We start from the raw sequence: 21,122 nt of genomic DNA, 5'->3' as shown, positions 1-21,122 counted from the left end.
CTCGAGGTGGCGTATATTACGCTTTCCTCTTTCAGAGTCAACCCTTAATTTCAGGATATTTGACTCTCATCGCCGCCGTTACTCTGTGATGTTGTTCACATGTTCCGTGTCGATGGAGGCGCATTATAGGGATCTCTTTTTATTGCACAACCCTTTTTTCGATCTTTTCCGCTGACTGATTAGTTTTCGCCCTTTTCGCTGCGATCATGTTCGATCTGCCCTGTTTTTGCCGCTTTACCTCCTTGCCATCGTTTAAGAAAGCAGCCAAAGTCTATCTACAAAGAGAACTCCCAGAGGTGTTTATGTCCGCAGTATTACGATCTTTTCAAAATACTTATCCTGAAATCGGTCAACGCGTGATGCTTGATAGTTCAAGTGTGGTGATTGGCGATGTGCGTCTTGCTGATGATGTGAGTATTTGGCCATTAGTTGCCATTCGCGGCGACGTTAACTATGTCGCTATTGGCGCTCGTAGCAATATTCAGGATGGCAGTGTGCTGCATGTCACGCATAAATCTTCTTATAACCCAGAAGGCAATCCGCTCATTATTGGTGAAGATGTGACGGTGGGTCACAAAGTCATGCTGCACGGCTGCACTGTTGGTAATCGTGTTCTGGTTGGTATGGGATCAATTTTGCTGGATGGTGTAGTAATAGAAGATGACGTAATGATCGGTGCGGGAAGTCTGGTGCCGCAGAACAAGCGACTTGAAAGTGGCTACCTTTATCTGGGTAGCCCGGTCAAACAGATTCGCCCTATCACGCCAGAAGAACGGGAAGGCTTAAAATATTCAGCCAATAATTATGTAAGATGGAAAGATGAGTATCTCGCTCAGGAAAGCAAATAGCCTGATTCACTCCGACAGCTCCTGTTTTAGCTTCTCTATTACCGGTGCAATTTCTGGTAAAACGCCGTGCCATAGGAAAAACGCATGGGCGGCTTGCCCCACCAGCATCCCCAAACCATCAGCATAATGTTGAACGCCGTGCTGTTTGCACCAGAGCAGGAAGGGGGTTTCACCCTTTTGGTAGAACATGTCGTAGCAATGAACGGTATGTGAAAGCAATGACGAAGGGATCGCAGGAATATCCCCGGCGATTCCACTCGAAGTCGCATTAATGATGAGGTCAAATTCATGACCATCAAGATCACACTGTTCCAGCGCCTTGATGCTCCCGGTATGGCTAAAGAGTTGCGCGAGTTCTTGGGCTCGAGAAAATGTTCGGTTGGTTATCGTCACCGCGCAATCAAGCGAAAGCAGTGGCAATAATACTCCTCTTGCTGCTCCACCAGCGCCTACCAATAAAATACGTTGCCTCGGTTTGATCAGAGACAAACGTTCCAGGTCGGTTAACAACCCGATACCGTCAGTGTTATCCCCCAACAGACGACCATCTTCCAGACGTTTGAGAGTATTCACCGCTCCCGCTAATGCGGCACGTTCAGTCAGTTCGTCTGCCCGAACGAATGCCTGCTCCTTAAAAGGAACGGTAATGTTGATACCTTTGCCACCAGCCTGGAAAAATTGCTCCAGTGTTTCAATAAAAGCATCAACAGGCGCTAACACTCGACCATATGGATGCTCGATGTTTAATTGTTCAGCAAACATCTTATGTATTTGCGGTGATTTGCTGTGCTGAATTGGGTTACCAAAAACGGCGAAGGTTTCCATAAATTACCCCTGGCGGAAAAGTTCGCCGGTCAAAGCGTCACGAATTTCAGAAGGATTCTGGCGGCCTCCGGTATCACCACGCAATACAGGGAAGTTATCGCCAAATTGCAGCAGGACTTCATCAGCAGTACGGCACGGAGGCAGGCCGGACAAGTTGGCACTGGTCGAAACCAAAGGTTTGCCAAACGCCTCACATAAATCGCGAACTAAAGGATGATCCGTGACTCTCACAGCCAAGGAATCAAATCGCCCCGTCAGCCAGCGTGGCGTTGAAGGAAGTGCAGGAAAGACAAAGGTCACAGGTCCGGGCCAGCAAGCAAACACATCTTCACGCTGCTTTTGCGAAAGTGTGGAGCTATCTATATAAGGAACAAGTTGCTCGAAATTCGCAGCAATCAGAATCAGACCTTTGTCGACAGGACGATGTTTTAATTCAAGTAAACGCGTGACGGCCAGTTCACTATCAGGATCACAGCCGACACCAAATACAGCTTCGGTTGGATAAGCGATGACTTGTTGTTCTTTTAAGGCGGCAACGATCTCGAAGAGTTGCTCTTTTTGCAGGTTTGTCTTCACAAGCTTTTATTCCGCCGTTACCGGCTTTCCACATTGTTTACTGGCACAGAAATGTTTTAAACCCTGTGCGGTTTTCTTTTCGATAAGTAAAGGATAGTGACATGCAGGGCATTCGCCCGCTACTGGTTTGCTATTAGTGACAAACTGACATGTCGGGTAGCTATCACAAGACCAAAACGTTTTACCAAACCGGGAACGGCGCTGGACTAATTTCCCTTGCTGGCATTGCGGGCAGCTAATTGCGGTTTCATCAGGTTTGTCGATAACTTCTGTATGTTCGCAGGCGGGATAATTGCTACAACCAATGAACATCCCAAAACGGCCCTGGCGCAAGACAAGGTTTTCCTGACATATCGGGCACAGCTGACCTTCCAGAACTTTCACCACATGGCCATCAGCCTGGCTTTTTAGCGGACGCACATAGTCACATTCCGGATAATGGGAACAGCCAAGAAACGGGCCGTGTTTACCAGAACGAATCACTAACCCTGCCCCACATTGGGGGCAGGGTTCATTTTTGGGCACAGTGAACAGTGCTGATTTGGTCATAACATCTCATGCTGCGACTTTAATTTAGTGCAGCATACCTTCATTTACCTCGAAGAGTAATTCTTCCATTTGTTGGTAAGCGTTTTCGCAGCCCGGGATGTTGAATAGCACCATCAGCACCACCCACTTTAAATCTTCAAGTTCGAACTCGGCGGTGTCTAACGCTAATACTCGTTCAATGACCATTTCACGGGTTTCGAGGTTCAGCACCTGAATCTGTTCCAGGAACAGTAAAAACCCCCGGCAAGTCGCATCAAGTCGCTGACATTCTTCTGCGGTATACATACGCATAGAAAGCGGGTCAGCGGCCAGTTGCATGGGTTCAGTCAGACCATCTTGATAGTCCGCCAGTTTTTCAAGCCATACAAGAGCGTTATAAATGTCTTCGTGATCAAAACCAGCGTCGGCGAGATCACGCGTCAATTTATCTTGATCTACTCGCATTTCCACTTCGTTGTGGATGTAGGTTTCAAATAAGTACATTAGTACGTCGAACATGGCATGCCCTCCTTAATCGGACATAGCCGCCGGGTACAGCTGCGATCCATCCTGCTAACTCCAGTTCGAGTAGCTGGGCTACCGTAACTGGCACAGGTTGGCCGGCACGTTCAGCGACGACGTCAACAGGTGTAACCTCATCTCCTACGTTAGCCAACAGCTCAGGAAATGGCAATGTACGATCCCCTTCGTTGTGTGAAAATATTAATGCTTTGTGAGCTGAAGGAAGCCATTGCAGTTCGTTTTCCAGATGCTCGAGAATATCTGCAGGATGGCTCACAAGAGTCGCGCCTTGCTTAATCAACCAGTGCGGCCCTTCGCTGCCCGGACTCCCGACAGCACCTGGTAACGCAAAAAGTTCGCGGCCTTGTTCTAGAGCATAACGTGCGGTGACCAACGAGCCGCTGCGCTCACTCGCCTCTACAACAAATACCGCCCGGCTCAATCCGCTGATAATTCGATTTCTGCGAGGGAAGTTTCCCGGATATGGTGAAGTGTTCAGAGGGAATTCAGAGATAATTGCGCCACCTTCAGCAATAATTTGCTCGCCCAGTTGTTTATGCCGTTTGGGATAGATTTGTGCCAGTCCGTTTCCCAAAACTGCCACTGTTTTTCCGTGAACGTTTAGCGCAGCTCGATGCGCGACAGCATCAATACCCAACGCCAGGCCACTGGTTATGGTTAATCCTGCGGTCGCCAGTGGTTCACAAAACATCTGGCACCAGCGCTCACCATAAAGTGAAAGGTTGCGATTCCCCACTACGGCCAGTTGATTACTGGAAAGAAGCGCCAAATCTCCCGCGACAAATAGCGCTGCCGGATAACAGTCTATCGCCCGAAGTTGCTCGGGATACTCCGGGTCATCTGCGGTCACGAGATGATGATAAGGTTGTTCAAGCCAACATAATGATGTTTCCAGATCTTTATCACTGACTGTCAGAAACTGAGATATCTGCGGGGCAGACAACCCCGCTTTCGCCAACGAAAGTGTCGAATACTCTAGTTCACTCAATAATAACTGGGCAATTTTTAATAGCTTATCGCCACTCAGGCTTTGAACAGCCATCAGACGCAACCAAACCTCTTTTGTCGGCATAACTTTCCCCTGCCATAAGCTATAAAAGCAATCCTTGCGATTGGTCACTGATGCTGTCAATCAGGCGGGGAAATGTCTAGAATAGAGGTAATAATCTTTCTATCAATTGAACACAGCTCTGGATATTTATGTCAGTTTTGCAGGTATTACATTTTCCGGACGAGCGCCTTCGCACAGTTGCGTCGCCGGTCAAAGAGGTTAATGCGGAGATTCAGCGGATTGTCGATGACATGTTCGAGACAATGTACGCAGAGGAAGGTATTGGCCTGGCAGCAACACAGGTGGATATCCATCAACGTATCATCGTGATTGATGTTTCTGAAAACCGCGATGAACGCCTGGTGTTGATTAACCCTGAACTGCTGGAAAAAAGCGGTGAAACGGGCATCGAAGAAGGCTGTCTGTCTATTCCTGAACAACGTGCGCTGGTTCCACGTGCGGAAAAAGTCAAAATTCGCGCGCTGGATCGTGAAGGTAAGCCCTACGAATTAGAAGCTGATGGCCTGCTGGCTATCTGCATTCAGCACGAGATGGACCATCTGGTTGGCAAACTTTTCGTCGATTACCTTTCGCCTTTGAAACGTCAGCGTATTCGTCAGAAACTGGAAAAAATGGCGCGCCTGAATAAGAGCGCCTAATCCATCACAAAAGGGAATAATGTGTCTGATTCACTGCGTATTATTTTCGCTGGCACTCCTGACTTTGCAGCGCGTCATCTCGACGCGCTGTTGTCTTCTCAGCACCAGGTAGTTGGCGTCTTTACTCAACCCGACAGGCCCGCTGGTCGTGGCAAAAAACTCATGCCAAGCCCGGTCAAAGTGCTAGCGACGGAAAAAAACATCCCTGTTTTTCAACCAGCGTCTTTGCGTCCTACTGAAAATCAGGCACTCGTTTCTAGCCTGAATGCAGATGTTATGGTGGTGGTGGCTTACGGTTTAATTCTACCGAAAGCAGTTCTCGATATGCCGCGCCTGGGTTGCATCAACGTTCATGGATCATTGCTGCCACGCTGGCGTGGTGCAGCGCCTATTCAGCGCTCTTTATGGGCTGGTGATGCTGAAACTGGCGTAACCATAATGCAGATGGATGTTGGCCTGGATACCGGTGATATGCTTGTTAAGCTCGCCTGCCCAATTGAAGCGACCGATACCAGCGCCACGTTGTACGACAAACTGGCAGACCTTGGCCCTCAGGGGTTACTGGAAACATTAGGTCTGTTGGCTACAGGTACTGCAAAACCTGAAGTTCAGAATGAAGAGCTGGTGACTTATGCTGAAAAGCTTAGCAAGGAAGAGGCACGGATTGACTGGTCACTTTCTGCAACACAGCTGGAACGCAACATCCGCGCATTTAACCCATGGCCGATGAGCTGGATGGAAATTGACGGGCAGCCCGTCAAAGTCTGGCAAGCATCTGTGATTAACCAGGCAGCTAAAGCCCCGCCAGGAACAATCATCGAAGCCAATAAGTCTGGTATTCAGGTAGCTACAGCTGAAGGGATTTTAAATCTGGAATCACTTCAGCCCGCAGGTAAAAAAGCGATGAGTGCTCAGGACCTGCTGAATTCTCGCAGCGAATGGTTTAAGCCAGGTACACTCCTCGCCTGAGAAAAGAAATTCTTTACGCCCAGGCCAAACACCTGGGCATTTTTGTTTTTAAGCGCCGGAAAACCAAAGCGTTGTTATGAAAAAAACACTAAATCTCCGTAGTATGGCTGCACAAACGATTGAACAAGTTGTGGAACAAGGTCAATCGCTCAGCAATGTACTGCCAGCAATGCAACAAAAAGTCTCTGATAAAGATAGAGCCTTGCTTCAGGAACTTTGCTTTGGCGTGATACGCACTTTGCCGCAGCTCGAATGGCTGATTGGCAAATTGATGTCCCGCCCAATGACTGGCAAGCAACGCACCATCCACTATCTGATTATGGTGGGTTTTTATCAGCTGCTTTATACCCGAATTCCAGCACATGCCGCTCTGGCAGAAACAGTTGAAGGGGCAGTTGCGATTAAGCGTCAATCGCTGAAAGGCCTGATAAATGGCGTACTGCGCCAGTTCCAGCGTCAGCAAGAAGAATTGATGGCGGAAGCGGCTAAACACGAAAGTCGTTTTTTGCATCCTTCCTGGCTGCTGCAACGTTTGAAAAAAGCTTACCCTAATCAATGGCAGTCCATCATTGAGGCTAACAACCAGCGTCCACCAATGTGGCTACGCGTGAATCGCCAGCATCAGACGCGTGAAGAGTGGATGGCATTACTGGCTGAAAAGGGTCTTGAAGGACATGTTCACCCGCAATATCGCGATGCTGTGCGTCTGGAATCTCCCGCTCCAGTACAAGCGCTGCCTGGCTTTGAAGAAGGTTGGGTCACCGTTCAGGATGCTTCAGCCCAGGGATGTGTTGATCTGCTTGATCCGCAAAACGGCGAGATGATCCTCGATTTATGTGCAGCACCGGGCGGGAAAACTACACATATTCTGGAAGCTGCTCCCAAAGCGCATGTAATGGCTGTCGACATTGATGAACTTCGCCTGAAACGAGTCCATGAAAACCTGCAACGTTTGGGCATGACCGCTGATGTTAAAGTTGGTGATGGTCGTTACCCGGAACAGTGGTGTGGCAATCAACAATTTGATCGCATTCTTCTTGATGCACCATGTTCAGCTACAGGGGTTATTCGACGCCACCCGGATATCAAATGGCTGCGTCGTGACCGTGACATTGCTGAATTAGCCGCGCTGCAAAAAGAGATTCTTGAAGCGATCTGGCCGAAGCTTAAATCAGGTGGAACAATGGTCTACGCGACCTGCTCTATTCTGCCGGAAGAGAATTTCCTGCAAGTCGCCGCATTCCTGGCTCAGCATCCTGAGGCAAAACTGGTTGAAACGGGTACAGCGGAAAAACCAGGAACCCAGAATCTACCTTCTCAAGAAGACGGTGATGGCTTCTTTTACGCTAAGCTAATAAAAAGCTGATTCAGTTTGCTGAGTCTTAGGTTTCATCACCCATGAAGCTATAAACAATGAAAATAATAATTCTCGGTGCGGGCCAGGTTGGCGGCACCCTTGCTGAAAACCTGGTCGGTGAAAACAACGATATTACCGTTGTTGATACTAATCAGGATCGCCTGCGTAGCTTGCAGGATAAGTTCGACTTACGCGTTGTGCAGGGCCACGGCTCACATCCTCGCGTTTTGCGTGAAGCCGGTGCAGATGATGCCGATATGCTAGTTGCAGTCACCAGCTCCGATGAAACGAATATGATTGCCTGCCAGGTGGCATACTCACTTTTTAATACGCCAAACCGAATCGCGCGAATTCGTGCACCTGATTACGTGCGCGATGCCGAGCGTTTGTTTAATGCTGAAGCGGTGCCAATTGACCATCTAATTGCTCCCGAACAATTAGTTATCGACAATATTTATCGCCTCATTGAGTACCCTGGTGCACTCCAGGTAGTGAATTTTGCTGAAGGAAAAGTGAGCCTTGCGGTGGTGAAAGCCTATTACGGCGGCCCACTAGTCGGTAATGCCCTTTCGACTATGCGTGAACATATGCCGCATATCGAAACGCGCGTCGCAGCAATTTTCCGCCATGATCGGCCTATTCGCCCACAAGGTTCAACCATCGTTGAAGCTGGGGATGAAGTCTTCTTTATTGCCGCCTCCCAACACATACGAGCGGTAATGAGTGAACTGCAACGCCTAGAAAAACCGTACAAGCGCATTATGCTCGTCGGGGGCGGTAACATCGGTGCGGGTCTGGCACAACGACTTGAAAAAGATTACAGCGTTAAGCTGATTGAACGCGATCCACAACGCGCTGCCGAACTTGCCGAAATGCTGCAAAACACCATTGTTTTCTATGGCGATGCTTCCGATCAGGAACTGTTGGCTGAAGAGCATATCGAACAGGTAGATTTGTTTATCGCCGTCACCAACGATGATGAAGCAAACATTATGTCCGCAATGCTGGCTAAACGGATGGGTGCCAAGAAGGTTATGGTACTGATTCAGCGCAAAGCTTACGTAGACCTGGTTCAGGGCAGTGTGATTGATATTGCCATTTCACCTCAACAAGCCACTATTTCAGCCTTGCTGGGACACGTGCGTAAAGCGGATATCGTTAGCGTTTCATCTTTGCGCCGTGGTGTAGCCGAAGCAATTGAAGCAGTTGCTCACGGTGACGAGAGTACTTCCCGTGTGGTGGGGCGTTCAATTGATGAGATAAAGCTGCCACCGGGAACAATCATCGGTGCAGTCGTTCGCGGCAATGACGTCATGATCGCTAATGACAACTTGCGCATCGAGCAGGGCGACCATGTCATTATGTTCCTGACAGATAAAAAGTTTGTCAGCGACGTAGAGCGTTTATTCCAGCCAAGTCCATTCTTCTTATAATCACTTTTGGGCAGAATGCTTTTCTGCCCATTTCTCTTCTAAACTCGATAAACCTTACTAATATTATTGAATTAGCGACAAATTCTTATTTCCTCATGTAATGGCAATCGAGTCATCATTTGTTAGACTTATTAACGTCAGCCGGAACAAGGAGAGAAAAATGAGCATGTTAAAAGAATTCCGCGAATTCGCGATGCGTGGAAATGTAGTCGATTTGGCAGTGGGTGTGATTATTGGTGCAGCATTCGGGAAAATTGTTTCATCCCTGGTTGCGGATATTATTATGCCGCCGTTAGGGTTATTAATTGGGGGCGTTGATTTTAAACAGTTTGCCATAACGCTAAGACCTGCAGCAGGAGATATTCCAGCAGTGGTCATGCATTACGGTATTTTTATTCAAAATATCTTTGATTTCGTGATTGTTGCCTTTGCTATCTTCATGGCAATTAAAGCGCTTAATCAACTAAACCGTAAGAAAAAAGAAGAACCTGCAGCACCGCCGGCACCAACCAAAGAAGAAGTTTTGCTCAGCGAAATCCGTGACCTGCTTAAACAGCAGAATGAGAAAATCTGATTGCGCTAGATAAAACAGGAAGGCCAGTGGTAAAAAAGCAATTTGCTTGTTTGCCACTGGCCTCCCAGTTACCTCGTTTACCATGCTTCGCAGTTCGTTGATAACTCCCTTTACCTTTCTTATTCTGCTCAACTCTTTGACGAAACAGCGGATCATGTAGCAAAGCCTCAATGGCATTATCTCTAATGACCCCTTTCTTATGCTGATATTTACTCATATAAACTCCAGATAGATTAAAATAACGGCGTAATTCTATGCCTGCCTATATCGGACTGCAATTTATTCTTTTCTCTGACTAGCCCCTTGCTCAAGCGCTTCAAGAATTGAACAATAAGCACTACTATGAGCGCTTCCACAACATGCATCGTTGAGCCTTTGTAACGACCTTCGCATATGCTGTAATTCTTTAATCTTTGACTCTACCTCCACCAATCTCGACTGCACAATGCTCTTTGATTCCTGGCATGTATGATGTTCGGGATCAACTCGGATAGACAAAAGCTCACGGATGCTTTCAAGTGTGAAGCCTAATTGTTTGGCGTAACGAATGAATTTCAGTCGCTGTAAATCACTTTCGCTATAAAGTCTGAACCCGCCTTCCGTCCTGACCTCGTGATCCATCATTTGCTGCTTTTCGTAATAACGAATGGTGTCCGGGGTAACGTCCGCGAGTTTGGCCAACTCTCCAATACGAAGCATGATTATTCCTCATCAATTTTATGAAGCAAATTGTGTCGTTATTGCTGATAAGAGATAAAACAAAGATACGATGAAATAATGCAGGAAGGGAAATTTCAGATATAAAAAAACCGGGCAAGCCCGGTTTTTTCACGTTACTACAGATTACTCTGCAGCAGCTTCTGTTTGAGATTCGGCGCGGTCAACCAGCTCGATGTAAGCCATCGGAGCGTTATCACCAGCACGGAAGCCACACTTAAGAATACGAGTGTAACCACCAGTACGCGCTGCAAAACGCGGACCCAATTCATTAAACAGTTTTGCCACGATCTCGTTATCACGAGTGCGGGCGAATGCCAGACGACGATTAGCAACGCTATCAGTCTTGGCAAGAGTAATCAGCGGCTCAACTACGCGACGCAGCTCTTTCGCTTTAGGCAGAGTCGTCTTGATGATCTCATGACGAACCAGTGAACCTGCCATGTTGCGGAACATAGCCTGGCGATGGCTGCTGTTGCGGTTCAGTTGACGACCACTCTTACGATGGCGCATGACCTTATCCTTCTCAGTAAAACCTTAACCTGTGATCCGGTTACTCGTCAGCGATGCTTGCCGGTGGCCAGTTTTCCAGGCGCATGCCCAGAGACAAACCACGGGAAGCCAGCACGTCTTTAATCTCAGTAAGAGATTTTTTACCCAAGTTAGGCGTTTTGAGCAGCTCAACTTCGGTACGCTGTACCAGATCACCGATATAGTGGATAGCTTCTGCCTTGAGGCAGTTAGCAGAGCGGACAGTCAATTCCAGATCGTCAACAGGGCGCAGCAGGATCGGATCGAACTCTGGTTTCTCTTCTTTAACTTCAGGCTGACGAACATCACGTAAGTCAACGAAAGCTTCAAGTTGTTCAGCCAGAATGGTTGCCGCACGACGAATCGCCTCTTCAGGATCGATTGTGCCATTGGTTTCCATTTCGATGACCAGCTTATCCAGGTCGGTACGCTGTTCTACACGCGCAGCTTCAACATTGTAGGCAATTCGCTCTACAGGGCTGTAGCAGGCGTCGACCAGCAAACGACCGATTGGGCGCTCATCTTCTTCCGAATGAATTCGGGCAGAGGCCGGCACATAACCGCGACCGCGCTGAACTTTGATACGCATACTAATAGATGCGTTTTCATCGGTCAGGTGGCAGATCACATGCTGCGGCTTGACGATTTCGACATCACCATCATGGGTGATGTCGGCTGCAGTCACAGGGCCAATGCCAGACTTATTCAGAGTAAGAATAACATCATCTTTACCTTGAACTCTTACCGCCAGCCCTTTCAGGTTGAGCAGGATCTCCAGGATATCTTCCTGAACGCCTTCTTTGGTGCTGTACTCATGTAGTACACCATCAATCTCAACCTCTGTCACCGCGCAACCCGGCATCGATGAGAGCAGAATACGGCGCAGTGCATTACCAAGAGTATGGCCAAAGCCACGCTCTAAAGGCTCAAGGGTCACCTTGGCGTGCGTCGAACTCACTTGCTCGATATCTACCAGGCGCGGTTTTAGAAACTCTGTCACAGAACCCTGCATTGTGTCCTCTCTTTGGTACTAAGCTTTACTTGGAGTAAAGCTCGACGATCAGGTGTTCGTTAATGTCCGCAGACAGATCAGTACGCTCAGGCTTACGCTTGAACACACCTTCCATCTTAGCAGCATCAACTTCCAGCCAGGTTGGCTTTTCACGCTGTTCAGCCAGCTCCAGAGCGGCCTTCACGCGAGATTGCTTTTTGGCTTTCTCACGGATGCTAACTACGTCATTCGGAGTTACCTGATAAGAAGCGATGTTAACAACGCGACCATTTACCATAACTGCTTTGTGGCTAACGAGCTGACGTGATTCTGCACGTGTAGCGCCGAAGCCCATACGGTAAACAACGTTGTCAAGACGACCTTCCAGCAGAACCAACAGGTTTTCACCGGTGTTGCCTTTCAGACGAGCTGCTTCTTTATAGTAGTTACGGAACTGACGCTCCAGAACACCGAACATACGGCGAACTTTTTGCTTTTCACGCAACTGCACACCATAGTCAGACAGACGCGGTTTACGCGCACCGTGCTGGCCAGGAGCTTGTTCAATTTTACACTTGGTATCGATCGCGCGAACACCAGACTTCAGGAACAGGTCTGTGCCCTCGCGACGGCTCAGCTTGAGCTTAGGACCCAAATATCTTGCCATTTTCTTTCTCCAACATTCCTAAAAACGTGCGTTATACGCGGCGTTTTTTCGGCGGACGACAACCGTTGTGAGGGATCGGAGTCACATCAGTAATATTAGTGATGCGGAAACCAGCGGCGTTCAGAGCACGAATGGTAGATTCGCGGCCTGGACCCGGTCCCTTAACCATAACTTCCAGGTTCTTGATACCGTATTCTTTCACGGCTTCTGCGCAACGCTCTGCTGCAACCTGAGCTGCAAACGGAGTGGATTTGCGAGAACCACGGAAACCGGAACCACCGGCAGTTGCCCAACCCAAAGCGTTACCCTGACGATCAGTAATAGTAACGATTGTGTTGTTGAAAGAAGCATGGACATGAGCCACGCCGTCAGAGACTTGTTTTCTTACACGCTTACGTGCACGAACTGGTGCCTTTGCCATTATTCAATCACCCCGATTATTTCTTGATCGGTTTGCGCGGACCCTTACGGGTACGTGCGTTGGTCTTCGTACGCTGACCGCGTACTGGCAGACCACGACGATGACGCAAACCGCGATAGCAACCAAGGTCCATCAGACGCTTGATGCTCATACTCACTTCACGGCGCAGATCACCTTCAACGACAAATTTGGCAACTTCGTCACGCAGCGTGTCGATTTGTTCTTCAGACAGCTCTCTGATCTTAACATCTTCAGCGATACCCGCCGCAGCACAAATGGCCTTTGAACGAGTCTTGCCTACACCGTAGATCGAAGTTAAAGCGATCACGGTATGTTTTTGATCAGGAATGTTAATGCCTGCTATACGGGCCACTATGCACTCCTACTATTTAGATTATGCGTCCCATACCGAAAAGCCCGTTTTCAGGATACTCAAATGGAAACGCATAGACATACAAAAGATTGGCTGGCTAATCTAGCCAGCTCAACCCAACTTTGCAAGAAAAATATGCGAGATAATCAGCCTTGACGCTGTTTATGCTTCGGCTCGGCGCTGCAAATCACGCGAATAACACCGTCACGCTTAACGATTTTGCAGTTACGACATAATTTCTTGACGGAAGCACGAACTTTCATTTTTACTCTCCGTAACTTCTCAAGCGACTATTAACGGCCGTAGCCTTTCAGATTCGCTTTCTTCAATGCAGACTCGTACTGACTAGACATCATCAGAGTTTGCACTTGAGCCATAAAGTCCATGATAACCACGACAACAATGAGCAGTGAGGTTCCACCGAAGTAGAAAGGCACTTTCATTGCGTCACGCATGAACTCCGGGATTAGGCAGATAAAGGTAATGTACAACGCACCAACCAAGGTCAGGCGGGTCATTACTTTATCAATATACTTCGCCGTTTGTTCTCCCGGACGAATTCCTGGTACAAATGCACCGGACTTCTTCAGGTTATCTGCTGTTTCACGTGGGTTGAAAACCAACGCTGTGTAGAAGAAACAGAAGAAGATGATTGCAGACGCATAGAGTAACACATAAAGCGGTTGCCCAGGCTGCAAATACAGCGAAATTGTAGTCAGCCAGTTCCAACCGGTACCGCCCCCGAACCACGATGCAATCGTCGCTGGGAACAGAATAATACTGGAAGCAAAGATTGCTGGAATAACACCAGCCATATTTACTTTCAGTGGTAAATGCGTGCTCTGAGCAGCATAGACACGACGACCTTGTTGACGTTTTGCGTAGTTTACCACAATGCGGCGTTGACCACGTTCAACAAAAACAACGAAGAAGGTCACTGCGAATACTAATACTGCAACCAACAGCAACAGAAGGAAGTGCAGGTCGCCTTGCCGTGCTTGTTCGATAGTATGGCCAACGGCCGGCGGCAAACCCGCAACAATACCAGCGAAGATTATGATTGAGATACCGTTGCCGATACCACGCTCAGTAATCTGTTCGCCCAGCCACATAAGGAACATTGTCCCTGTGACAAGACTCACAACAGCGGTGAAATAGAATGCAAAGCCTGGGTTTAACACCAGGCCCTGCATACCAGGCATATTCGGTAAACCGGTAGCAATACCGATTGACTGGAATATTGCCAGCACCAGAGTTCCGTAGCGGGTGTACTGGCTGATCTTACGACGACCAGACTCCCCTTCTTTCTTCAGCTCTGCTAACGCTGGATGAACCACCGTCAGCAGCTGGATAATAATCGATGCCGAAATATACGGCATGATACCCAATGCAAAGATTGAAGCACGGCTTAGAGCACCACCAGAGAACATGTTAAACATTTCAATGATAGTGCCCCGCTGTTGCTCAAGCAGTTTGGCAAGTACAGCGGCATCAATACCAGGGATCGGAATAAAAGAGCCAATGCGGAACACAATCAGCGCACCGATAACAAACATCAGTCTGCGTTTCAGCTCGCCAAGCCCACCTTTAGCACTTTGAAAATCTAATCCCGGTTGCTTTGCCATCTGCTACTTATTCCTCGATTTTACCGCCAGCAGCTTCGATAGCAGCACGAGCGCCTTTAGTAACACGCAGGCCGCGAACAGTTACCGGACGAGAAACCTCGCCAGACAGAATCACTTTCGCGAATTCAATCTGAATACCGATAATGTTTGCTGCTTTCAGCGTGTTCAGGTCAACTACGTCGCCTTCAACTTTCGCCAGATCAGAGAGACGAATCTCACCAGTGATCATTGCTTTGCGAGAGGTGAAACCAAACTTCGGCAGACGACGGTACAACGGCATCTGACCACCTTCAAAACCGCGACGTACGCCACCGCCAGAACGAGAGTTCTGACCTTTGTGACCACGACCACCGGTTTTGCCGAGACCAGAACCGATACCACGACCCAGACGCTTGGAAGCGTGCTTAGACCCTTCGGCCGGAGACAGAGTATTTAAACGCATCTCTTACTCCTCAACTTTAACCATGTAGGAAACCGCGTTGACCATACCACGTACAGCAGGAGTATCCTCGCGCTCTACGGTGTGGCCAATACGACGCAGACCCAGGCCAAGCAGCGTTGCCTTGTGTTTCGGCAGACGACCGATTGCACTGCGGGTTTGTGTAATTTTAATAGTCTTTGCCATGGTCAATTACCCCAGAATTTCTTCAACGGATTTACCACGCTTGGCAGCGACCATTTCCGGAGACTTCATATTCGCCAGGCCATCAATAGTTGCACGAACCACGTTAATCGGGTTGGTGGAACCATATGCTTTAGCCAAAACGTTATGAACTCCAGCGACTTCCAGAACGGCGCGCATTGCACCACCGGCAATAATACCGGTACCCTGGGAAGCCGGCTGCATGAACACACGAGATCCTGTGTGCACACCTTTAACAGGGTGCTGCAGGGTGCCGTGGTTCAGCGCGACGTTAATCATGTTGCGACGGGCTTTTTCCATCGCTTTCTGGATAGCTGCTGGAACTTCACGCGCTTTTCCGTAACCAAAACCAATGCGACCGTTACCATCGCCAACCACTGTCAGAGCAGTGAAGGAGAAAATACGACCACCTTTAACGGTTTTAGATACGCGATTTACCGCGATCAGCTTTTCCTGCAGTTCGCCAGCTTGTTTTTCGATGTGAGCCATCTTACACCTCTACCTTAGAACTGAAGGCCAGCATCACGGGCAGCATCTGCCAGTGCCTGGACACGACCATGATATTGGAAACCAGCACGGTCAAAGGATACTTTCGTAATACCTTTTTCCAGTGCGCGCTCTGCAACAGCTTTACCCACAGCTGTAGCGGCGTCTTTATTTCCAGTGTACTTCAGTTGCTCAGCGATAGCTTTCTCTACAGTAGATGCAGCTACCAGGACTTCTGAACCGTTCGGTGCGATTACCTGTGCATAAATATGACGAGGCGTGCGGTGAATCACCAGACGAGTCGCACCCAGTTCTTTGAGCTTGTGACGTGCGCGGGTCGCACGACGGATACGAGCAGATTTCTTATCCATAGTGTTACCTTACTTCTTCTTAGCCTCTTTGGTACGCACGACTTCGTCGGCGTAACGAACACCCTTGCCTTTATAAGGCTCAGGACGACGGTAGGCGCGCAGATCAGCAGCCACTTGTCCAATCATCTGCTTATCAGCGCCTTTCAGCACGATTTCAGTTTGAGTTGGACATTCAGCAGTGATTCCCGCTGGCAGAGCATGTTCAACAGGATGAGAGAAGCCCAGGGCCAAACTCACCGCATTGCCTTTAACTGCTGCACGATAACCTACACCAACCAGCTGCAGCTTCTTAGTGAAGCCTTCGGTAACACCGATAACCATTGCATTTAACAGCGCACGAGTGGTACCCGCTTGGGCCCACGCGTTAGCAAAACCTTCGCGTGGAGCGAAAGTCAGTGCATTATCAGCGTGTTTAACTTCAACAGCATCGTTGATTGTACGAGTCAGCTCGCCGTTCTTACCTTTGATCGAAATAACCTGACCGTTGAGTTTTACCTCTACGCCAGCAGGAATAACGACCGGTGCTTTAGCAACACGAGACATTTTATTCCTCCAATTAGGCTACGTAGCAGATAATTTCGCCACCAAGACCAGCTTGGCGCGCTGCACGATCAGTCATAACACCTTTAGAGGTAGAAACGACAGCAATACCCATACCGGCCATAACTTTAGGCAGCTCATCTTTTTTCTTATAGATGCGCAGACCTGGGCGGCTGACTCGCTGAATGCTCTCTACCACAGCCTTGCCCTGGAAATACTTAAGAGTCAGTTCCAGTTCAGGCTTGATGTCGCCTTCAATTTTAAAATCTTCAATATAGCCTTCTTCTTTCAGCACGTTGGCAATTGCCAATTTCAGCTTGGAGGAAGGCATGGTGACCGCAACTTTATTCGCGGCTTGACCGTTACGGATACGGGTCAGCATATCCGCGATCGGATCTTGCATGCTCATCTGTCTTTACTCCCGTGATTCAATTGGATATTACCAGCTAGCCTTCTTCAAGCCAGGTACTTCACCGCGCATAGCGGCTTCACGAAGCTTGATACGGCTCAACCCGAATTTGCCCACATAACCATGCGGACGACCAGTTTGGCGGCAGCGGTTACGCTGACGGGACGGGCTGGAATCACGCGGCAGAGACTGCAGCTTAAGAACAGCATCCCAACGATCTTCGTCGGATGAGTTCACACCAGAGATGATAGCTTTCAATTCCTCGCGTTTAGCGCGGTATTTGTCGGCCAGTTTCACGCGAACGACTTCGCGTGCTTTCATCGATTGCTTAGCCATTAGTAACCCTACCTTACTTACGGAATGGGAAGTTAAAGGCTGCCAGCAGAGCACGGCCTTCATCATCAGATTTCGCAGTAGTGGTAATGGTAATATCCAAACCACGAACGCGATCGACTTTGTCATAGTCGATTTCTGGGAAGATGATCTGCTCACGGACACCCATGCTGTAGTTACCACGACCATCGAATGACTTAGCGGACAAGCCACGGAAGTCACGGATACGTGGTACAGCAATGGTGATCAGGCGCTCAAGAAACTCCCACATGCGTTCGCCACGCAGAGTTACTTTACAGCCGATCGGATAGCCCTGACGGATTTTGAAGCCTGCAACTGATTTGCGTGCTTTGGTGATCAACGGCTTTTGACCGGAGATTGCTGTCAAGTCAGCTGCTGCATTATCCAGCAGTTTCTTGTCAGCGATCGCTTCACCCACACCCATGTTCAGGGTGATCTTCTCGACCCGAGGGACTTGCATGACAGAATTGTAGTTAAACTCAGTCATGAGTTTTGTAACTACTTCGTCTTTGTAGTAATCATGCAGTTTCGCCATCGTACTACTCCAAATTACTTGATAGTTTCGCTGTTAGACTTGAAGAAACGGACTTTTTTGCCCTCTTCGAATCTAAAGCCTACACGGTCAGCCTTGCCGGTTGCCGCATTGAAGAGTGCAACGTTAGAAACTTGAATAGCAGCTTCTTTTTCAACGATGCCACCTGGTTGGTTCAGGGCCGGAACCGGCTTCTGATGTTTCTTAACCAGGTTAATACCTTCAACAATGAGCTTGCCGGAAGACAAGACATTCTTAACTTTACCGCGCTTACCTTTATCTTTACCGGTTAACACGATAACTTCGTCATCACGACGGATTTTAGCTGCCATGATTCGCTCCTTAGAGTACTTCTGGTGCCAGAGAGATAATTTTCATGAACTTTTCATTACGTAGTTCACGAGTTACCGGCCCAAAAATACGCGTGCCGATTGGTTGCTCGCTGTTATTGTTTAAAATAACGCATGCATTACCATCGAAGCGAATGACAGAACCGTCCGGGCGACGAACACCCTTCCTGGTGCGCACCACTACCGCTTTCAGGACATCGCCTTTCTTCACCTTACCACGAGGAATTGCTTCCTTGATGGTAATTTTGATGATGTCGCCGACGCCTGCGTAGCGACGGTGCGAGCCACCCAGAACCTTGATACACATTACGCGACGCGCGCCGGAGTTGTCGGCTACGGTCAGCATAGTCTGTTCTTGGATCATTTCAGTGCTCCGCTAATGTCAACTACTACTTCGGGACCCATAATTAGGTCGTTAAAAAGCCCCATAAACGAGGGCGCGGCATTATAACACCGGTTCCTGAATATGGGTAGAAAAAATAAACGGCTCATTTACTGAGCCGTTTATTCGTTAGACAAAGCTCACTGTATTACAGAACAGCTTTATCTACAACGCGAACAAGCGTCCAGGACTTAGTCTTGGACAGTGGACGGCATTCGCGGATTTCAACCACGTCACCGATACCACATTCATTGTTCTCGTCATGTACGTGCAGTTTGGTCGTACGCTTGATGAATTTACCGTAAATCGGGTGTTTCACCACACGTTCGATAGCAACAACCATGGATTTCTCCATTTTGTTACTAATAACGCGACCTTGCAGAGTACGGATTTTATCGGTCATTACGCACCCGCCTTCTGAGTCAATAAAGTCTTAACACGAGCAACATCACGACGCACTTGCTTCAGCGAGTGAGTCTGTTGCAGCTGGCCACTTGCCGCTTGCATACGCAGGTTGAACTGCTCACGCAGCAGGTTCAGCAGCTCAGTGTTCAGCTCTTCAACACTCTTTTCACGCAGCTCTTTTGCTTTCATTACATCACCGTCTTAGTTACAAAGGTGGTTTTGATCGGCAGTTTCGCTGCTGCCAGCTTGAATGCTTCACGGGCCAGCTCTTCTGGTACGCCGTCCATTTCATACAGGACTTTGCCAGGCTGAATGAGGGCAACCCAATACTCTACGTTGCCTTTACCTTTACCCATACGCACTTCAAGTGGCTTTTCGGTGATCGGTTTGTCCGGGAATACACGGATCCAGATCTTACCCTGACGCTTAACTGCACGGGTCATTGCACGACGTGCTGCTTCGATCTGACGTGCAGTCAGACGACCACGGCCAACAGCTTTCAGACCGAAAGTGCCGAAGCTAACATCCGTACCAGCAGCCAGACCACGGTTGCGGCCTTTGTGCACTTTACGGAATTTTGTACGCTTTGGTTGTAACATCAGCGACTCTCCTTACTTACGGCCTTTACGCTGCTGCTTTTTAGGTTGAGCAGCCGGTTTTTCCGGTTGTTCAACAGCAGCCATCCCACCCAGGATCTCACCTTTAAAGATCCACACTTTAACGCCAATTACACCATAAGTGGTGTGCGCTTCAGAGGTGTTGTAGTCAATGTCAGCACGCAGTGTGTGCAATGGCACGCGACCTTCACGATACCATTCGGTACGTGCGATCTCAGCGCCACCCAGACGGCCGCTAACTTCAACTTTGATACCTTTAGCGCCCAGACGCATTGCGTTCTGTACAGCACGCTTCATAGCACGACGGAACATAACACGACGTTCCAGCTGTGAAGTGATGCTATCAGCAACCAATTTTGCGTCCAGTTCAGGCTTACGAACTTCGGCGATATTGATCTGTGCAGGAACGCCAGCGATATCCGCTACGACCTTGCGCAGTTTTTCTACGTCTTCGCCTTTCTTACCGATTACGATGCCAGGGCGAGCAGTGTGAATAGTCACACGGATGCTCTTAGCTGGACGCTCGATAACGATACGAGATACAGACGCCTTCGCCAGTTCCTTAGTCAGGTACTGACGAACTTTAAAATCGCTGTCCAGGTTGTCAGCGAATTCTTTGGTGTTCGCAAACCAAGTAGAGTTCCAAGGTTTTACAATACCCAGGCGAATACCATTAGGATGTACTTTCTGACCCATTGCTAGTCTCCAGAGTCTCAGCGATCGGACACAACCACAGTAATGTGGCTGGTGCGCTTCAGGATGCGATCTGCACGACCTTTCGCACGCGGCATAATGCGCTTCATGCTTGGGCCTGCGTCGACGAAGATTTTCGCGACTTTCAGATCGTCAATGTCAGCGCCATCGTTGTGTTCAGCGTTAGCAATGGCAGATTCCAGAACTTTCTTGACCAATACAGCCGCTTTCTTGTTGGTGAAGGTCAAAATTTCCAGTGCCTGCGACACTTTCTTACCGCGAATAAGGTCTGCAACAAGGCGTACCTTTTGAGCAGAAGAACGAGCGTGGCGATGTTGAGCTAAAGTTTCCATCTCTTCCTCCTACTTATTTCTTCTTGGCTTTTTTATCAGCAGCGTGGCCGCGATAAGTACGTGTCGGTGCAAATTCACCCAGTTTGTGACCGACCATTTCGTCGGAAACAAATACCGGAACATGCTGACGACCATTATGGACAGCGATGGTCAAACCGATCATGTTAGGAAAGATCGTTGAACGACGGGACCAAGTGCGCAGGGGCTTCTTGTCACCGCTTTCCACCGCTTTCTCTACCTTCTTCAGCAAGTGCAGGTCAATAAAAGGACCTTTCTTGAGAGAACGTGGCATGGCTTAT

The 21,122-nt window shown here is 48.7% G+C and carries 36 protein-coding genes; 6 read left to right on the top strand and 30 right to left on the bottom strand.

Features of this window, described 5'->3' with window-relative positions; genetic code table 11:
- Positions 1 to 302: 302 nt before the first annotated feature.
- Entirely contained in the window at positions 303 to 848 is a 546-nt protein-coding gene (locus D6029_RS15470) for a gamma carbonic anhydrase family protein (RefSeq protein WP_147365240.1), read from the top strand.
- A gap of 6 nt (positions 849 to 854) precedes the next feature.
- Here D6029_RS15470 and aroE read toward each other — a convergent pair whose 3' ends face one another.
- From aroE to dprA, 5 genes are read right to left on the bottom strand one after another with little or no spacing between them, the layout of a single operon-like run.
- Positions 855 to 1,673, bottom strand: a complete 819-nt coding sequence (gene aroE / locus D6029_RS15465; RefSeq protein WP_120065574.1) for a shikimate dehydrogenase — start codon at positions 1,671 to 1,673, stop codon at positions 855 to 857.
- Between the two features lie 3 nt (positions 1,674 to 1,676).
- Entirely contained in the window at positions 1,677 to 2,249 is a 573-nt protein-coding gene (gene tsaC / locus D6029_RS15460; RefSeq protein WP_120065573.1) for an L-threonylcarbamoyladenylate synthase type 1 TsaC, read from the bottom strand.
- 6 nt (positions 2,250 to 2,255) lie between these two features.
- A complete protein-coding gene (locus tag D6029_RS15455; protein WP_120065572.1) occupies positions 2,256 to 2,798 on the bottom strand; it encodes a DNA topoisomerase family protein in 543 nt (180 codons plus the stop codon).
- A 24-nt stretch (positions 2,799 to 2,822) separates the two neighbouring features.
- Positions 2,823 to 3,296, bottom strand: coding sequence for a DUF494 family protein Smg (smg, locus tag D6029_RS15450; protein WP_034461751.1), 474 nt, complete (start codon positions 3,294 to 3,296; stop codon positions 2,823 to 2,825).
- The gene (gene dprA, locus D6029_RS15445) at positions 3,268 to 4,392 is read right to left on the bottom strand and encodes a DNA-protecting protein DprA (protein ID WP_120065571.1); all 1,125 of its coding nucleotides are present in this window, start codon (positions 4,390 to 4,392) and stop codon (positions 3,268 to 3,270) included. Before dprA ends, smg begins: the two co-directional genes overlap by 29 nt.
- A gap of 128 nt (positions 4,393 to 4,520) precedes the next feature.
- Between dprA and def the strand changes: the two genes are divergently transcribed.
- From def to mscL, 5 genes are all read left to right on the top strand, one after another.
- Positions 4,521 to 5,030 (top strand): peptide deformylase, encoded by a 510-nt coding sequence (gene def, locus D6029_RS15440; protein WP_120065570.1) that lies wholly within the window; start codon positions 4,521 to 4,523, stop codon positions 5,028 to 5,030.
- A gap of 21 nt (positions 5,031 to 5,051) precedes the next feature.
- Positions 5,052 to 5,999 carry a methionyl-tRNA formyltransferase gene (fmt, locus tag D6029_RS15435; protein WP_120065569.1) on the top strand — a complete coding sequence of 316 codons (948 nt, stop codon included), beginning with the start codon at positions 5,052 to 5,054 and terminating at the stop codon, positions 5,997 to 5,999.
- A 76-nt stretch (positions 6,000 to 6,075) separates the two neighbouring features.
- Complete coding sequence (rsmB, locus tag D6029_RS15430) at positions 6,076 to 7,365, top strand: 16S rRNA (cytosine(967)-C(5))-methyltransferase RsmB (RefSeq protein WP_120065568.1); 1,290 nt, start codon at positions 6,076 to 6,078, stop codon at positions 7,363 to 7,365.
- A 47-nt stretch (positions 7,366 to 7,412) separates the two neighbouring features.
- On the top strand, positions 7,413 to 8,789 hold the full coding sequence (gene trkA, locus D6029_RS15425) for a Trk system potassium transporter TrkA (RefSeq protein ID WP_034499005.1): 1,377 nt from the start codon (positions 7,413 to 7,415) through the stop codon (positions 8,787 to 8,789).
- Between the two features lie 160 nt (positions 8,790 to 8,949).
- On the top strand, positions 8,950 to 9,363 hold the full coding sequence (gene mscL, locus D6029_RS15420; protein ID WP_120065567.1) for a large-conductance mechanosensitive channel protein MscL: 414 nt from the start codon (positions 8,950 to 8,952) through the stop codon (positions 9,361 to 9,363).
- Here mscL and D6029_RS15415 read toward each other — a convergent pair.
- The 25 genes from D6029_RS15415 to rpsS all read right to left on the bottom strand — a co-directional run bounded on the left by D6029_RS15415 (position 9,338) and on the right by rpsS (position 21,115).
- Positions 9,338 to 9,580, bottom strand: a complete 243-nt coding sequence (locus tag D6029_RS15415) for an alternative ribosome-rescue factor A (RefSeq protein ID WP_120065566.1) — start codon at positions 9,578 to 9,580, stop codon at positions 9,338 to 9,340. The two genes, mscL and D6029_RS15415, sit on opposite strands and share 26 nt — an antisense overlap.
- A gap of 62 nt (positions 9,581 to 9,642) precedes the next feature.
- The gene (gene zntR, locus D6029_RS15410; protein WP_120065565.1) at positions 9,643 to 10,062 is read right to left on the bottom strand and encodes a Zn(2+)-responsive transcriptional regulator; all 420 of its coding nucleotides are present in this window, start codon (positions 10,060 to 10,062) and stop codon (positions 9,643 to 9,645) included.
- 144 nt (positions 10,063 to 10,206) lie between these two features.
- A complete protein-coding gene (rplQ, locus tag D6029_RS15405; RefSeq protein WP_034461760.1) occupies positions 10,207 to 10,593 on the bottom strand; it encodes a 50S ribosomal protein L17 in 387 nt (128 codons plus the stop codon).
- 40 nt (positions 10,594 to 10,633) lie between these two features.
- The gene (locus D6029_RS15400; RefSeq protein WP_034461761.1) at positions 10,634 to 11,623 is read right to left on the bottom strand and encodes a DNA-directed RNA polymerase subunit alpha; all 990 of its coding nucleotides are present in this window, start codon (positions 11,621 to 11,623) and stop codon (positions 10,634 to 10,636) included.
- A gap of 25 nt (positions 11,624 to 11,648) precedes the next feature.
- Positions 11,649 to 12,269, bottom strand: a complete 621-nt coding sequence (gene rpsD / locus D6029_RS15395) for a 30S ribosomal protein S4 (protein ID WP_064514247.1) — start codon at positions 12,267 to 12,269, stop codon at positions 11,649 to 11,651.
- A gap of 31 nt (positions 12,270 to 12,300) precedes the next feature.
- The gene (gene rpsK, locus D6029_RS15390; RefSeq protein WP_004138423.1) at positions 12,301 to 12,690 is read right to left on the bottom strand and encodes a 30S ribosomal protein S11; all 390 of its coding nucleotides are present in this window, start codon (positions 12,688 to 12,690) and stop codon (positions 12,301 to 12,303) included.
- A 16-nt stretch (positions 12,691 to 12,706) separates the two neighbouring features.
- The gene (gene rpsM / locus D6029_RS15385) at positions 12,707 to 13,063 is read right to left on the bottom strand and encodes a 30S ribosomal protein S13 (protein ID WP_034461763.1); all 357 of its coding nucleotides are present in this window, start codon (positions 13,061 to 13,063) and stop codon (positions 12,707 to 12,709) included.
- A 146-nt stretch (positions 13,064 to 13,209) separates the two neighbouring features.
- Entirely contained in the window at positions 13,210 to 13,326 is a 117-nt protein-coding gene (rpmJ, locus tag D6029_RS15380; RefSeq protein ID WP_000868187.1) for a 50S ribosomal protein L36, read from the bottom strand.
- 30 nt (positions 13,327 to 13,356) lie between these two features.
- A complete protein-coding gene (gene secY / locus D6029_RS15375; protein WP_034499015.1) occupies positions 13,357 to 14,688 on the bottom strand; it encodes a preprotein translocase subunit SecY in 1,332 nt (443 codons plus the stop codon).
- 7 nt (positions 14,689 to 14,695) lie between these two features.
- Complete coding sequence (gene rplO, locus D6029_RS15370; protein ID WP_034461765.1) at positions 14,696 to 15,130, bottom strand: 50S ribosomal protein L15; 435 nt, start codon at positions 15,128 to 15,130, stop codon at positions 14,696 to 14,698.
- Between the two features lie 3 nt (positions 15,131 to 15,133).
- Complete coding sequence (rpmD, locus tag D6029_RS15365) at positions 15,134 to 15,313, bottom strand: 50S ribosomal protein L30 (protein WP_004846568.1); 180 nt, start codon at positions 15,311 to 15,313, stop codon at positions 15,134 to 15,136.
- Positions 15,314 to 15,319: 6 nt separating this feature from the next.
- Positions 15,320 to 15,820, bottom strand: coding sequence for a 30S ribosomal protein S5 (gene rpsE / locus D6029_RS15360; RefSeq protein ID WP_034461766.1), 501 nt, complete (start codon positions 15,818 to 15,820; stop codon positions 15,320 to 15,322).
- Positions 15,821 to 15,834: 14 nt separating this feature from the next.
- A complete protein-coding gene (gene rplR / locus D6029_RS15355; RefSeq protein WP_034461768.1) occupies positions 15,835 to 16,188 on the bottom strand; it encodes a 50S ribosomal protein L18 in 354 nt (117 codons plus the stop codon).
- A 9-nt stretch (positions 16,189 to 16,197) separates the two neighbouring features.
- Entirely contained in the window at positions 16,198 to 16,731 is a 534-nt protein-coding gene (gene rplF / locus D6029_RS15350) for a 50S ribosomal protein L6 (protein ID WP_034461769.1), read from the bottom strand.
- A 13-nt stretch (positions 16,732 to 16,744) separates the two neighbouring features.
- Positions 16,745 to 17,137 carry a 30S ribosomal protein S8 gene (gene rpsH, locus D6029_RS15345; RefSeq protein ID WP_034461770.1) on the bottom strand — a complete coding sequence of 131 codons (393 nt, stop codon included), beginning with the start codon at positions 17,135 to 17,137 and terminating at the stop codon, positions 16,745 to 16,747.
- A gap of 30 nt (positions 17,138 to 17,167) precedes the next feature.
- The gene (gene rpsN / locus D6029_RS15340) at positions 17,168 to 17,473 is read right to left on the bottom strand and encodes a 30S ribosomal protein S14 (RefSeq protein ID WP_034499021.1); all 306 of its coding nucleotides are present in this window, start codon (positions 17,471 to 17,473) and stop codon (positions 17,168 to 17,170) included.
- 13 nt (positions 17,474 to 17,486) lie between these two features.
- Complete coding sequence (gene rplE / locus D6029_RS15335) at positions 17,487 to 18,026, bottom strand: 50S ribosomal protein L5 (protein WP_034461772.1); 540 nt, start codon at positions 18,024 to 18,026, stop codon at positions 17,487 to 17,489.
- 14 nt (positions 18,027 to 18,040) lie between these two features.
- Positions 18,041 to 18,355, bottom strand: coding sequence for a 50S ribosomal protein L24 (gene rplX / locus D6029_RS15330; protein WP_034461774.1), 315 nt, complete (start codon positions 18,353 to 18,355; stop codon positions 18,041 to 18,043).
- Between the two features lie 10 nt (positions 18,356 to 18,365).
- Positions 18,366 to 18,737 (bottom strand): 50S ribosomal protein L14, encoded by a 372-nt coding sequence (rplN, locus tag D6029_RS15325; protein ID WP_002438705.1) that lies wholly within the window; start codon positions 18,735 to 18,737, stop codon positions 18,366 to 18,368.
- Positions 18,738 to 18,903: 166 nt separating this feature from the next.
- Positions 18,904 to 19,158, bottom strand: a complete 255-nt coding sequence (gene rpsQ, locus D6029_RS15320) for a 30S ribosomal protein S17 (RefSeq protein ID WP_120065564.1) — start codon at positions 19,156 to 19,158, stop codon at positions 18,904 to 18,906.
- Positions 19,158 to 19,349 (bottom strand): 50S ribosomal protein L29, encoded by a 192-nt coding sequence (gene rpmC, locus D6029_RS15315; RefSeq protein WP_120065563.1) that lies wholly within the window; start codon positions 19,347 to 19,349, stop codon positions 19,158 to 19,160. Before rpmC ends, rpsQ begins: the two co-directional genes overlap by 1 nt.
- Complete coding sequence (rplP, locus tag D6029_RS15310) at positions 19,349 to 19,759, bottom strand: 50S ribosomal protein L16 (RefSeq protein ID WP_008927134.1); 411 nt, start codon at positions 19,757 to 19,759, stop codon at positions 19,349 to 19,351. The genes rpmC and rplP overlap by 1 nt, the downstream gene beginning before the upstream one ends.
- Before the next feature lie 12 nt (positions 19,760 to 19,771).
- Positions 19,772 to 20,473, bottom strand: coding sequence for a 30S ribosomal protein S3 (gene rpsC / locus D6029_RS15305; RefSeq protein ID WP_000529945.1), 702 nt, complete (start codon positions 20,471 to 20,473; stop codon positions 19,772 to 19,774).
- A 17-nt stretch (positions 20,474 to 20,490) separates the two neighbouring features.
- Positions 20,491 to 20,823, bottom strand: a complete 333-nt coding sequence (rplV, locus tag D6029_RS15300) for a 50S ribosomal protein L22 (protein WP_034461779.1) — start codon at positions 20,821 to 20,823, stop codon at positions 20,491 to 20,493.
- A gap of 13 nt (positions 20,824 to 20,836) precedes the next feature.
- Positions 20,837 to 21,115 carry a 30S ribosomal protein S19 gene (gene rpsS / locus D6029_RS15295; RefSeq protein ID WP_001138115.1) on the bottom strand — a complete coding sequence of 93 codons (279 nt, stop codon included), beginning with the start codon at positions 21,113 to 21,115 and terminating at the stop codon, positions 20,837 to 20,839.
- Positions 21,116 to 21,122 lie beyond the last annotated feature (7 nt).

Origin of the sequence: Buttiauxella izardii, assembly GCF_003601925.1 — a bacterium.
Lineage (GTDB): Bacteria > Pseudomonadota > Gammaproteobacteria > Enterobacterales > Enterobacteriaceae > Buttiauxella > Buttiauxella izardii.
The sequence above is the reverse complement of the archived record's forward strand: the minus strand, read 5'-3'. Positions and strand labels throughout refer to the sequence as shown.

Excerpts from the sequence above, each read along its gene's own strand:
- rplE (WP_034461772.1), bottom strand. The coding sequence starts at position 18,026 with ATGGCGAAACTGCATGATTACTACAAAGACGAAGTAGTTACAAAACTC.
- rplQ (WP_034461760.1), bottom strand. The coding sequence starts at position 10,593 with ATGCGCCATCGTAAGAGTGGTCGTCAACTGAACCGCAACAGCAGCCAT.
- rpmC (WP_120065563.1), bottom strand. The coding sequence starts at position 19,349 with ATGAAAGCAAAAGAGCTGCGTGAAAAGAGTGTTGAAGAGCTGAACACT.
- rpmJ (WP_000868187.1), bottom strand. The coding sequence starts at position 13,326 with ATGAAAGTTCGTGCTTCCGTCAAGAAATTATGTCGTAACTGCAAAATC.
- D6029_RS15400 (WP_034461761.1), bottom strand. The coding sequence starts at position 11,623 with ATGCAGGGTTCTGTGACAGAGTTTCTAAAACCGCGCCTGGTAGATATC.
- rpsH (WP_034461770.1), bottom strand. The coding sequence starts at position 17,137 with ATGAGCATGCAAGATCCGATCGCGGATATGCTGACCCGTATCCGTAAC.
- rplO (WP_034461765.1), bottom strand. The coding sequence starts at position 15,130 with ATGCGTTTAAATACTCTGTCTCCGGCCGAAGGGTCTAAGCACGCTTCC.
- secY (WP_034499015.1), bottom strand. The coding sequence starts at position 14,688 with ATGGCAAAGCAACCGGGATTAGATTTTCAAAGTGCTAAAGGTGGGCTT.
- aroE (WP_120065574.1), bottom strand. The coding sequence starts at position 1,673 with ATGGAAACCTTCGCCGTTTTTGGTAACCCAATTCAGCACAGCAAATCA.
- D6029_RS15470 (WP_147365240.1), top strand. The coding sequence starts at position 303 with ATGTCCGCAGTATTACGATCTTTTCAAAATACTTATCCTGAAATCGGT.
- rpsQ (WP_120065564.1), bottom strand. The coding sequence starts at position 19,158 with ATGACCGATAAAATCCGTACTCTGCAAGGTCGCGTTATTAGTAACAAA.
- D6029_RS15455 (WP_120065572.1), bottom strand. The coding sequence starts at position 2,798 with ATGACCAAATCAGCACTGTTCACTGTGCCCAAAAATGAACCCTGCCCC.
- rpsN (WP_034499021.1), bottom strand. The coding sequence starts at position 17,473 with ATGGCTAAGCAATCGATGAAAGCACGCGAAGTCGTTCGCGTGAAACTG.
- zntR (WP_120065565.1), bottom strand. The coding sequence starts at position 10,062 with ATGCTTCGTATTGGAGAGTTGGCCAAACTCGCGGACGTTACCCCGGAC.
- rpmD (WP_004846568.1), bottom strand. The coding sequence starts at position 15,313 with ATGGCAAAGACTATTAAAATTACACAAACCCGCAGTGCAATCGGTCGT.
- trkA (WP_034499005.1), top strand. The coding sequence starts at position 7,413 with ATGAAAATAATAATTCTCGGTGCGGGCCAGGTTGGCGGCACCCTTGCT.
- rpsD (WP_064514247.1), bottom strand. The coding sequence starts at position 12,269 with ATGGCAAGATATTTGGGTCCTAAGCTCAAGCTGAGCCGTCGCGAGGGC.
- rpsK (WP_004138423.1), bottom strand. The coding sequence starts at position 12,690 with ATGGCAAAGGCACCAGTTCGTGCACGTAAGCGTGTAAGAAAACAAGTC.
- rplF (WP_034461769.1), bottom strand. The coding sequence starts at position 16,731 with ATGTCTCGTGTTGCTAAAGCACCGGTCGTTATTCCTGCTGGCGTAGAG.
- rplP (WP_008927134.1), bottom strand. The coding sequence starts at position 19,759 with ATGTTACAACCAAAGCGTACAAAATTCCGTAAAGTGCACAAAGGCCGC.
- D6029_RS15415 (WP_120065566.1), bottom strand. The coding sequence starts at position 9,580 with ATGAGTAAATATCAGCATAAGAAAGGGGTCATTAGAGATAATGCCATT.
- smg (WP_034461751.1), bottom strand. The coding sequence starts at position 3,296 with ATGTTCGACGTACTAATGTACTTATTTGAAACCTACATCCACAACGAA.
- rplV (WP_034461779.1), bottom strand. The coding sequence starts at position 20,823 with ATGGAAACTTTAGCTCAACATCGCCACGCTCGTTCTTCTGCTCAAAAG.
- rpsC (WP_000529945.1), bottom strand. The coding sequence starts at position 20,473 with ATGGGTCAGAAAGTACATCCTAATGGTATTCGCCTGGGTATTGTAAAA.
- rplN (WP_002438705.1), bottom strand. The coding sequence starts at position 18,737 with ATGATCCAAGAACAGACTATGCTGACCGTAGCCGACAACTCCGGCGCG.
- rplR (WP_034461768.1), bottom strand. The coding sequence starts at position 16,188 with ATGGATAAGAAATCTGCTCGTATCCGTCGTGCGACCCGCGCACGTCAC.
- dprA (WP_120065571.1), bottom strand. The coding sequence starts at position 4,392 with ATGCCGACAAAAGAGGTTTGGTTGCGTCTGATGGCTGTTCAAAGCCTG.
- rsmB (WP_120065568.1), top strand. The coding sequence starts at position 6,076 with ATGAAAAAAACACTAAATCTCCGTAGTATGGCTGCACAAACGATTGAA.
- rpsS (WP_001138115.1), bottom strand. The coding sequence starts at position 21,115 with ATGCCACGTTCTCTCAAGAAAGGTCCTTTTATTGACCTGCACTTGCTG.
- rplX (WP_034461774.1), bottom strand. The coding sequence starts at position 18,355 with ATGGCAGCTAAAATCCGTCGTGATGACGAAGTTATCGTGTTAACCGGT.
- mscL (WP_120065567.1), top strand. The coding sequence starts at position 8,950 with ATGAGCATGTTAAAAGAATTCCGCGAATTCGCGATGCGTGGAAATGTA.
- rpsE (WP_034461766.1), bottom strand. The coding sequence starts at position 15,820 with ATGGCTCACATCGAAAAACAAGCTGGCGAACTGCAGGAAAAGCTGATC.
- def (WP_120065570.1), top strand. The coding sequence starts at position 4,521 with ATGTCAGTTTTGCAGGTATTACATTTTCCGGACGAGCGCCTTCGCACA.